The organism is Enterorhabdus sp. P55 (assembly GCF_009911695.1).
Classification (GTDB): domain Bacteria; phylum Actinomycetota; class Coriobacteriia; order Coriobacteriales; family Eggerthellaceae; genus Enterorhabdus.
Genome location: NZ_QWKK01000091.1, coordinates 1 through 9559 on the forward strand (window position 1 = coordinate 1; position 9559 = coordinate 9559).

At 71.5% G+C, this 9559-nt stretch carries 9 protein-coding genes; 8 read left to right on the forward strand and 1 reads right to left on the reverse strand.

Going from position 1 to position 9559, the window contains the following annotated elements; translation table 11 throughout:
- The 4 genes from D1643_RS08530 to D1643_RS08545 all read left to right on the forward strand — a co-directional run.
- Positions 1-591 (forward strand): cytochrome c3 family protein (locus D1643_RS08530; protein ID WP_236643487.1); only part of this gene is annotated, 591 nt, incomplete at its 5' end.
- A 16-nt stretch (positions 592-607) separates the two neighbouring features.
- Positions 608-1135, forward strand: a complete 528-nt coding sequence (locus tag D1643_RS08535; protein WP_160710223.1) for an FMN-binding protein — start codon at positions 608-610, stop codon at positions 1133-1135.
- A gap of 12 nt (positions 1136-1147) precedes the next feature.
- Positions 1148-2989 carry an FAD-dependent oxidoreductase gene (locus D1643_RS08540; RefSeq protein ID WP_236643489.1) on the forward strand — a complete coding sequence of 614 codons (1842 nt, stop codon included), beginning with the start codon at positions 1148-1150 and terminating at the stop codon, positions 2987-2989.
- 1 nt (position 2990) lies between these two features.
- The gene (locus D1643_RS08545) at positions 2991-3752 is read left to right on the forward strand and encodes a hypothetical protein (RefSeq protein ID WP_160710225.1); all 762 of its coding nucleotides are present in this window, start codon (positions 2991-2993) and stop codon (positions 3750-3752) included.
- Between the two features lie 177 nt (positions 3753-3929).
- Here the strand turns inward: D1643_RS08545 and D1643_RS08550 are convergent, their stop codons facing one another.
- Positions 3930-4886 carry a MarR family transcriptional regulator gene (locus tag D1643_RS08550; RefSeq protein ID WP_160710226.1) on the reverse strand — a complete coding sequence of 319 codons (957 nt, stop codon included), beginning with the start codon at positions 4884-4886 and terminating at the stop codon, positions 3930-3932.
- A gap of 334 nt (positions 4887-5220) precedes the next feature.
- Here D1643_RS08550 and D1643_RS08555 point away from each other — a divergent pair, with 334 nt between their 5' ends.
- The 4 genes from D1643_RS08555 (at position 5221) to D1643_RS08570 (ending at position 9478) form a co-directional block, all read left to right on the forward strand.
- Positions 5221-5556: a Veg family protein gene (locus D1643_RS08555; protein WP_160710227.1), complete on the forward strand. Its 336-nt coding sequence runs from the start codon at positions 5221-5223 to the stop codon at positions 5554-5556.
- Between the two features lie 92 nt (positions 5557-5648).
- Positions 5649-6872, forward strand: a complete 1224-nt coding sequence (locus tag D1643_RS12150; RefSeq protein WP_160710228.1) for a glycosyltransferase family 4 protein — start codon at positions 5649-5651, stop codon at positions 6870-6872.
- Between the two features lie 396 nt (positions 6873-7268).
- A complete protein-coding gene (locus tag D1643_RS08565) occupies positions 7269-8351 on the forward strand; it encodes an extracellular solute-binding protein (protein ID WP_160710229.1) in 1083 nt (360 codons plus the stop codon).
- Between the two features lie 92 nt (positions 8352-8443).
- Positions 8444-9478 (forward strand): ABC transporter ATP-binding protein, encoded by a 1035-nt coding sequence (locus tag D1643_RS08570; RefSeq protein ID WP_160710230.1) that lies wholly within the window; start codon positions 8444-8446, stop codon positions 9476-9478.
- The last annotated feature ends 81 nt before the right edge of the window (positions 9479-9559 follow it).

A 9559-nucleotide genomic window follows, 5' to 3' on the forward strand; every position in this document is an offset into this window, starting at 1 on the left:
CCGGCGCCGGAGGGCGCCGCGACGCCCCAGGCCCGCCGCACGCGGCGCCGCTGGCCGGTGGCCGTCGTGGTGGTGGCCGCCGTGGTGGTGGCGGCCGGCGCCGGGTTCTGGATGTGGCACGAGCAGCCCAGCTTCTGCAACGCCGTCTGCCACAACCCGATGGACGCCTACGTCGAGGGCTACTACGAGGCCACGGAGACGGCCGCCTACGCCCACCAGGTGGAGGGCGTCACCTGCCTGCAGTGCCACGAGGCCAAGCTCGACGACCAGATCCACGAGGCGCTGGCCTGGGCGTCGGGCGACTTCGCCACTGACGAGGACGGCTTCATCACCCGCGTGGGCGTGCGATCTGACGAGGCCATGTGCGCCACGGCCGGCTGCCACGACTTCGACGAGGTGGTGGCCGCGACCGCCGACTGGGGCGGCGAGCCCGGCGTGAACCCGCATGACTCGCACCAGGGGCGCGCCATCGACTGCTCCAACTGCCACGGCGTGCATCAGGAGTCGGTCATGTACTGCAACACCTGTCACGACTATGAGGTCCCCGAGGGCTGGATCGCGCCGGCGAAGGCCGCCGACGCGGTCGCCTAGGGAGAGGGGAGGAGCTATGAGCAGCAACGCGAGCAAGACGCTCTCGGCCGCCCTGTGCGGGGCCGCGGCGCTCAGCCTGGGGCTCACCGGATGCGGGGCCTCCTTCGAGGGGTCGGGCTCTAAGGACGCGGCCAGCGCCGAGCAGCTGGCCCTGCGCGCCGAGGATCCCTGGGCTGCGCCCGTCGAGGCCGATCCTGACGCCCGGTCGGCCGTGCCCCTGCGCGACGGCGTCTACACCGGCAAGGCCCCGGCCATGGCGGGCACGGTGAGCGCCACCCTGCTCGTCCAGGACGACCGCATCACCTGCCTGGCCGTCGAGCAGCAGGGCGAGACGCAGTCCGTGGGCGGCTTCGAGGCCATTCGCGACGGCAAGTACGCCCTGATGATCGAGGCGGCCCAGGGCTCGGACATCGACGCGGTGTCCGGCGCCACCATCACCACCGCAGCCGTGCGCGACGCCGTGGACGACGCCCTGGCCCAGGCCGCCGCCGACGCGCCCGCCCCTGCCGCCGACCCGGCCGCGCAAGCCGCGGCTGCCGAGTAAGGAGGGATGACCATGGACGAAGCCAAGCGCAGCCTCTCGCGCCGCGACTTTCTCACCCGTGCCGGCCTCTTCGCCGCCGGCACCGCCGCGGCTGCCGCTGGTGCCTCGGGCGTGCCGGCCGCCGCTGCCTACGCCGATGAGCGCATCGGCAACTGGGCCGCCGACGGATCGGCCGAGGTGACGGTGCCCGAGAGCGCTGAGACCAACGCGAGCGGCCTCTACGGCATGTACCGCGAGCACAACGCCGCCGCCTTCCCCGCCGACGACGCCACCCCCATCCCGCCGCGGGCCGTGCCCGAGGCGTGGGACTGGGAGTGCGACATCGTGGTGGTGGGCGCCGGAGGCGGCGGCCTCAACGCCGCGGCCCGCGCCGCCGAGCTGGGCGCGCAGGTCATCTGCGTGGAGGCCCTCGGCCTGCACGGGGGCAACGCCCAGTCTGCCGGCATGTGCGGCATCCTGGGCGGCATGTCCATGCAGGAGGAGAAGAAGTTCGCCTTCCCGAGCTACCCCTTCGACGCCCAGGCGCTCACCGACTGGGCCATGGACGAGTACCACTATGCGGCCGACCCCAAGCTCATCTACAAGATCGCCGAGCAGGGCGGCAAGTCCCTTGACTGGATGGCCGACTGCGGCGTGCAGTGGCGCCTGGGCGAGGTGCCCGTCTACGTGGCGCCGAAGAACTCCACCCTCGACCATCACGTGCTCAAGATGAAGGATGCCACCGACGCCATGTTCGCCTACGGCCAGCGCAAGGGCGTGGAGTACCACTTCCAGTGCCCGGCGGCGGCGCTCGTGCGCGACGACGCGGGGCGCATCGTGGGCCTGGTGGCCAAGGAGGACTTCGAGCACGAGCGCTACATCCACGCGCGTCAGGCGGTCATCCTCACGGCGGGCGGGTTCTGCAACAACAAGGCGCTCCTGGAGCGCTACATCCCCACGGCGGCCATGGGCTGTGCGTCGAGCTACCTGGTGGGCGGCGAGACGGGCGAGTGCTTCCGCATGGGGCTCGGCGTGGGCGCTGACGTGTCGGGCTTCAACAGCTCGGCCTCCTTCGACGGCGGCGTGGACTGGCAGGCCGAGGGAGGCCAGTGGGCGCGCTTCCTCTACGACGGCATGACCCAGCTCTCGCGCCAGCCGTGGCTGACCATCGACCGCTGCGGCAACCGCCTGCGCTACATGGACTCCCGCGTGGGCGAGGACGGCGCCAACGCCATCTACGCCCTGGGCGATTTGGCCACCATCCAGATGACCCCGCCGGGGCATCGCTCCTACATCATCTTCGACTCGCACTACGAGGATCACCTGGCCGGCTATGCCCAGGAGCACTGCCGCAAGCTCATCACGCCCGACCTCGAGCAGATCGACAAGGTGCCCGAGCACTACCGCGACTGGCACCACGGCGTGCAGGACGCCCTCGACGCCGACGTGCTGAAGGAGCGCGCCACGCTCGAGGAGCTCGAGGCCGACCTGGGCCTGGCCGAGGGTGTGCTCACCCGGGCCGTGGCCGACTGGAACGAGACGTGCGCCCGCGGCACCGACGACTTCATGTACCCGGTGCCCGACGAGTGGCTCCACCCCATCGTCGACCCGCCGTTCTACGGCTGCCGCATCGGCGGCAACCTCTACGGCACCAAGGCCGGCCTGCTCATCAACGACCAGATGCAGGTGGTGGGTACCGACGGCCTGGTCATCCCCGGCCTCTACGCCGGCTGGCACACCGCCGGCGGCGCCTGCGGCGAGAACAGCTACATCGGCGACCCCATCTTGGGGTCGCTCATGGGAGACGTGGGGCTGGCCTTCTGCGGCGGCTACCTCTGCGGCACCTCCGCCGTGGAGAACGAGAGGGGGGAGTAGCATGGGCGAGATCATGCGGAAGACGGCGCGGCCCTACCTCACGCTGTTCGGGCTGGCGCTCATCGTGGCGGTGCTGGGGCGCGCGGCGCTCGCCTTCGCTGGGGCGACGGGCATCCTGGCCTTCGACTACATCTCGGCGTCGGGCGTGGCCATCTTGGACGTCGTCTGCTCCATCCTCACCGGATCGGCCTTCGTGGCGTTCCTCTTCGCGGCGGGCCTCGTGCTGGTGGTGTCCACGGCCGGCCCGGTGCTCGGCGCGGCGCTCTACGCCCGCGGCGAGAGGGGCGCCGGCCGCCCCGTCGTGGCCTTCCTCTGGGGCTGGGCGACGGCGCTCGTGGCCATCGTGTGCCTGGTCGTGGTGGTGCTCGGCATCCTCTCGGCCGTGCAGGTGGGCTCCATGAGCTCCAAGCTGCCGGGGCTGCCGGTCATCGCGGTGGGCATGGTGGTGTTCGCGGCGTTCATCGGGACGCTGCTGGCCGCGGCCCAGCTGGTGCTCGTGGCCTGCGTGGAGCGGGCGCGCGCGGGCCGCTCGCTCACGGCGTCGCTGCTCGTGGCCTGCGCCGGGTGCGGCGCGGTGGTGGCGGTGCTCACCGTGGGCACCTTCGCCGCGCTCAACCAGGTGAGCGTGGAGGTGCCGGCGCTTCTGGGCTGGGTGGCCGCCGACGTGGTGGCGAACCTGCTCATGATGGCCGGCGCGGCCCGAGTCGCCTGCCGGGCGCGAGCCGCCGCCCTGGCTGCCGCGCCCGCTCCGGCTCGCAGCTAGGAGGCGGGCCGGGGGTCGACCGCGTCCCCGCGGGGGCGCGGCCGAGCGGCCCGGGCGGCATCGGCTGGCGAAGGGGCCGGGCCCTCCCGTAGAGCGAGCCCCCCGTTCCTGGACAGGGGAGCGGGGGCTCAGAGCGGGAGGGCCCGGCCCTTGCCTTTTCCGGCGCTCGCGGCCGCCCTAGTCCACGGGGACGAGCTGGTCTATCTGGGCCTGGGCCCGCTCGGCCTTGCGGACTTGCAGGTCGGCCACCACGGTATGGCCCACCTGGGCGATGGCCTCGCGGTGCTCGGGCGCCAGGTTCGCCCACAGGCGGGTGCGCGCCAGGTCGTTGACCGTGGCCCCGATGAGGCTCCCCTGGAACGCCCCCTCGTCGGTGAGGGCCACGTAGACCGCCTTCCGGTCCTGGGGGGAGCGCAGACGCCGCGCCCAGCCGCGCCTGACCAGGCGATCGGCGGCGCGCGCGGCGTTCACCGACGACAGCATGAGCGACTCGCCGAGCAGCCCCACGCGCATGGGCCGGCCCTCCTCGGCCAGGCGCTGCACGAGGCGGCACTCGCTGAACGACGCGCCGCAGGCCTCGCGCAGGGTGCGCTCGGTCTCCTGGCGGATGAGCTCGACGGCCATGAGGGCGCGGGTGGCGGGGAAGCGCGGGGGGCGCCCGCCGTCGAGCGGCGGCTCGATGCGCGCACCGGCGGCGATGGCGGCCTCCAGGATGGTGCGGTAGGTCGGGTTCTCGGTGGGGAAGGTGGCGTAGAGGCTGTCCACGAGCGCCTCGTTCACGGTTGCCACGTGCGCGGCGCCGGCTTCCGTGACGGCGAGGAAGCGCGTGCGGCCATCCTCGCTCCCGGCGCTGCGCGTGACGTACCCAGCCGCCTCCAGCCCGTCTACGGCGTGGGTCACCACGTTGGGCTTGAGCGCGAGCAGTCGCCCGAGCTCGCCCTGGTTCACCGGTCCTGGCGCCTGGAGCAGCTTGGTGAGGACGCGGTACTGGGTGACGTTGAGCGTGCTCGCCGCGGCCAGGCCCCGGCAGAGGGCGTCGTGGGCCATCTCGAAGGCCACGAGGTACGTGGAGTCGAGTGAGAGGGCGTCCTCTTCGGCGGGAGAGGCTTCGGATTGGGGGGCGGGGCTGGTCATGGTCACCTTCGGCTTGGACGAGAGTTAGTTCATCGGTGTAGCGATAAGTCTAGCCCTCCCGCGCCCGGCCGAGACGGGCGTCGCGAAGAATCCACAGGGGCCACAGGCGCGACGCGGGGCTCCGGATCCTGCTGCGGAGTCGGCCCCGGGCAGGCTCCGCCTCCAGGGGATGCGGGCGGCCCGCCCCCGATGACCGGGGGTGCGGAGGGCGGGGTTCCTGTGTTGTTCGCCAGGAGAAACTTACCAAGCCTAACTTTTGCTTGACAAAGGTGGTATGATATGCAGCTGTTATCTGTGAATTTTGCCCCGAGTTACCCGATAAGGATGATTGAGCATGGATTTGGCCAAGCAGGCAAAGATCGTCGACTCCATTCATGATACGCTGCACGACTTCGTTGGTCAACGGCTGAAGGTGCGCGCCAACATGGGCCGCTCGAAGATCGTCGAGAGCGAGGGCGTGCTGACCCAGGTGCATCCCCAGCTGTTCATCATGGAGGTGGATCGCAAGCGCGGCCGCACCGCCCGCCAGTCCTATCAGTACGTGGACGTGCTGACCGGCATGGTGGAGCTCTCCCAGAACGGCGAGCCGCTGTTCGCGCCGTTCATCGAGGAGAGCACGCTCGAGGGCGAGCTTCTGGGCGAGCCTGAGCCCGAGCGCGTGCTGGCCTAGCCGCCTCTCCGCGCCCCTCGTCGCATACGACCATCGCGAGCGCCCCGTGGCTTTCGGCCGCGGGGCGCTTCTCGCAGGAAGGGAGCCCCCCCATGCGCATTCTCAACGTCACCGCGCAGAAGCCCGACAGCACCGGCAGCGGCACCTACCTGGCCCAGCTCGTGGCCGGCCAGCGCGCCCTCGGCCATGAGGCGGCGGTCGTCTGCGGCCTGGCGCCCGATGACGAGGTGACCACGCTGCCGTCCGACGTGCCCGTCTTCGCCGTGCGCTTCGAGCGCGAGGGGCTGCCCTTCCCCGTGTGCGGCATGTCCGACGCCATGCCCTACCGGGCCACCCGCTACCGCGACCTCACGCCGGCTATGCGCGGTCAGTTCGAGGAGGCCTTCGCGGCGGCGCTCCAGGCCGCCGATGACCGGTTCCAGCCCGATCTGGTCATCTGCCACCACCTGTACCTGCTGACGGCCCTCGCGCGCGAGCTTCTGCCCCGCCGCGTGATGGGCGCCGTGTGCCACTCGACCGATCTGCGCCAGATGCGCACCCACGACCTGGAGCGTGACCGCATCATCGCCGCCGTGCGCCGGCTCGACCGCGTGTTCGCGCTGCATGAGGAGCAGCGCCGCGAGATCGCGGACCTCTACGGCATCGCTCCCGCGCGCATCGAGGTGGTGGGCGCCGGCTACGACTGCCGTGTGTTCTCCCCGGCGTCCGGCGCCGCGTGCGCGGAGGAGGGCGCCGCGTGTCCGGCGCGCCTCGTCTTCGTGGGCAAGATCACCCGCAAGAAGGGGGTCGCCAGCCTGCTTGCGGCGCTTGACGAGGTGGAGGCCCCGGCAGGGTTGGAGGTCGACCTCATCGGCGGCTCGGGCTCCGATGAGGAGCTGGCCGAGCTGGCGGCGCGCGCCGCAGCCTGCCGCTGGCCCGTGCGCCTCCAGGGCAAGCGCTGCCCCGAGGAGGTGGCCGCCTTCAACCGCGCGGCCGACGTGTTCGTGCTGCCCTCGTTCTTCGAGGGGCTGCCGCTCGTGGTGGTGGAGGCGCTCGCCTGCGGCTGCAAGGTGGTGGTGACCGATCTGCCGGGGCTGCGGCCCTGGCTGGAGCAGCACATTCCCGGGGCGCCCGTCACCTACGTGGAGCTGCCGCCGCTCGTCTCCGTCGACGAGCCCGATCCGGCGGCGCTGCCTGCCTTCGAGGAGCGCCTGGCGCGGGCCATCGAGCGGGCCCTCGCGGCCCCTTGCATCCCCTGCGACGCCTCCGGCGCCTCATGGGAGCGGGTGAGCGCGCGCATCGTGGACGCCCTCGCGGCTGTGGGGCCGCGACCCTAGCGGTCGGCGGGGGCGCGGGGGCGCGCTCGGCCGCGGCGGTCGCCCGGCGGGACTCGCTCGCTCGCTGCGGCCTGCCTGACAGTACGCCAACAGCCTCATGGCGAGGCTGTTCCTCCTGCCCGGGGACTGCTATACTCGCCCTGGGCCGACGGTGGTCATCTTTCTGCGCTTGACCTGCCTCTGCAGCGGCCCGGTTCGTTTAGAGGCCTCGGGCTTTCGCGCCCCTGGCCCGGTAAGGCGGCACTTTCTGCGAGATGCCGCGACCATCTGCTCGGCCTTCGGAGCCCCGCTTGCGGGGCGTTTTCCGCGTGCGGCCGGCGACCGGCGAACCGCTCCTTCGGGCCCTTCCCGCCAGCCGTCTCCCGTGCCGAGCTGCTACGAGAGAGGGAGATATCCGTGCTCAACAAGAAGATTACCGCCGCGCTGTGCGCCGGCGCGCTCGCGTTCACGCTGGCCGGCTGCTCCGGCGGCGACGCCGCCCCCAAGCAGGAGGCCGATCCTGCCCCCGATGCCCCGGCGGAGCTGGAGGATACCGTCGTGGTGTACTCCACGCATCCTGAGAAGCTGCTCGAGGCCGTGGCCGCGGACTTCACCGCCGAGACCGGCGTCAACGTGGAGTTCGTCAACCTCAAGGGAGAGCTGGCCGACCGCGTCCGCAGCGAGAAGGCCAACCCTCAGGCCGACATCATGTACGGCGGCGACGTGTCGGTGTACTTGCAGCTGGCCGACGAGGGCTGCTTCGCCCCGTCCGACCCTGCCTGGGCAGCTGAGCTGGGCGACCAGTTCAAAAGCGATGAGGGCCTGTGGTACGGCACCATCAAGACGCCCGTCATGATGTTCTACAACACCGATAAGCTCGACGCTGCCGATGCGCCGGCGGATTGGGTCGACCTGACCGACGCGCGCTTCCAGAACGAGATCGTCGCGCGCGACTACCTGTCCTCGTCGATGCGCTCGGCGGTGTGCAACCTGTACTACCACTTCAGCCAGGAAGGCGGCGACCAGGCCGCCGTCGACTATCTGACCGGCCTCAACGCCAACGTGAAGAACTACTACAACTCCGGCTCGATGATGTTCAAGGCCATCGGCAACGGCGAGGCGTCCGTGGGCATCTCCACCATGAACGACATCATCGACAACCGCGACGCCAACGGCATGCCGCTGCAGTACGTGAACGCGGCCTCGGGCGACGTCATCGTCACCGACTGCGTGGCCGTCATCAACGACGCGCCGCATCCCAATGCCGCCCAGGCGTTCCTCGCCTACGTGGGCAGCAAGGACACCCAGGCCATGCTCGCGAACGACTTCAACCGCATGCCCACCCTCGATGCCGCCCTGGCCGAGTCGCCCGAGTGGATGCGCGCCGAGGTGAAGACGCTGCCGGCCGACTGGGGCGTCATCGCCGCCAACCAGAAGGCGTGGCTCGACGAGTGGCAGAACGCCATCTACAGCCAGGACAAGACCGTCGCCTCGAAGTAGCCCGCCTCGCGGGCTGTCCGCGCAAGCCTGCCGCCGACCCTGCGCCTGAGGGGTCGGCGGCGTCCGTTGACCCCCTATCGTGAGGAACCGCCATGGCCTCCATCGCCCTCGAATCCGTCGTCTGCTCGTACGGCGAGACGCCCGTGCTGCGCGGCGTCGACCTCGTCATCGCCGACGGGGAGCTCCATACGGTGCTCGGCCCGTCTGGCTGCGGCAAGACCACCACGCTGCGGCTGATCGCCGGGTTCCTGCAGCCGGACGCCGGCCGCATCCTCGTGGACGGCCGCGAGGTGACCGACCTGCCGCCCGAGAAGCGCCGCATGGGCGTGGTGTTCCAGAACTACGCGCTGTTTCCCCAGATGACGGTCGCGCAGAACGTGGCCTACGGGCTGAAGGTGGCGCGCCGTCCCAAGGCGGAGGTGGCGCGGGCGGTGGGGGAGTACCTCGATCTGGTGGGGCTTGCCGAGGTGGCCGACCGCAACGCGATGGAGCTCTCCGGCGGCCAGCAGCAGCGCGTGGCGCTTGCCCGCGCGCTCGCGCCCGAGCCGCGGGTGCTTCTGCTCGACGAGCCGCTCTCCAACCTCGATGCCGAGCTGCGCCAGCGCATGCGCGAGGAGATCCGCCGCATCCAGCGCCAGGTGGGCGTGACGACGCTCTTCATCACCCACGACCAGCAGGAGGCGCTTGCGCTCTCCGACACGGTGTCGGTGATGCATGACGGCGCCATCGTGCAGACGGGCTCCCCGCGCGAGGTGTACGAGCACCCGGCCGACGCCTTCGTGGCGGCCTTCACCGGCGAGGTGAACCGGCTGCGCGGCCTTGGCTCCGACGGCGGCGACGCCCTCGTGCGGCCCGAGGCGCTCCGGCTCGTCCCCGCGGCAAAGGCGGGCCCTCGGGCCTTGGCCTGCGGGCGCGTGGTTTCCGTGCGCTACGAGGGGTTTGCCATCCAGTACCAGGTGGCGTGCGAGGGCGCCGTTGGCGCGGGCGCTCTCGTGCGACCTGCGGCCGTCGGCGGGCGGGCGGCGAACGCGGAATCGCCGGGCCTCGTGGTGACGGTGCTCGCGCTCAACGACGGCCGCTCGCCCTTCTTCGCTGAGGGCGACGCCGTGGCCGTGGAGCGTCCGTGATGGGCGCGCGGACCGCGTCGACGCAGGGCGCGGGCGAGCCTGCGCTGGCGGCCGCGCCGCCGGCTGCGTCGCCTGGGCGCG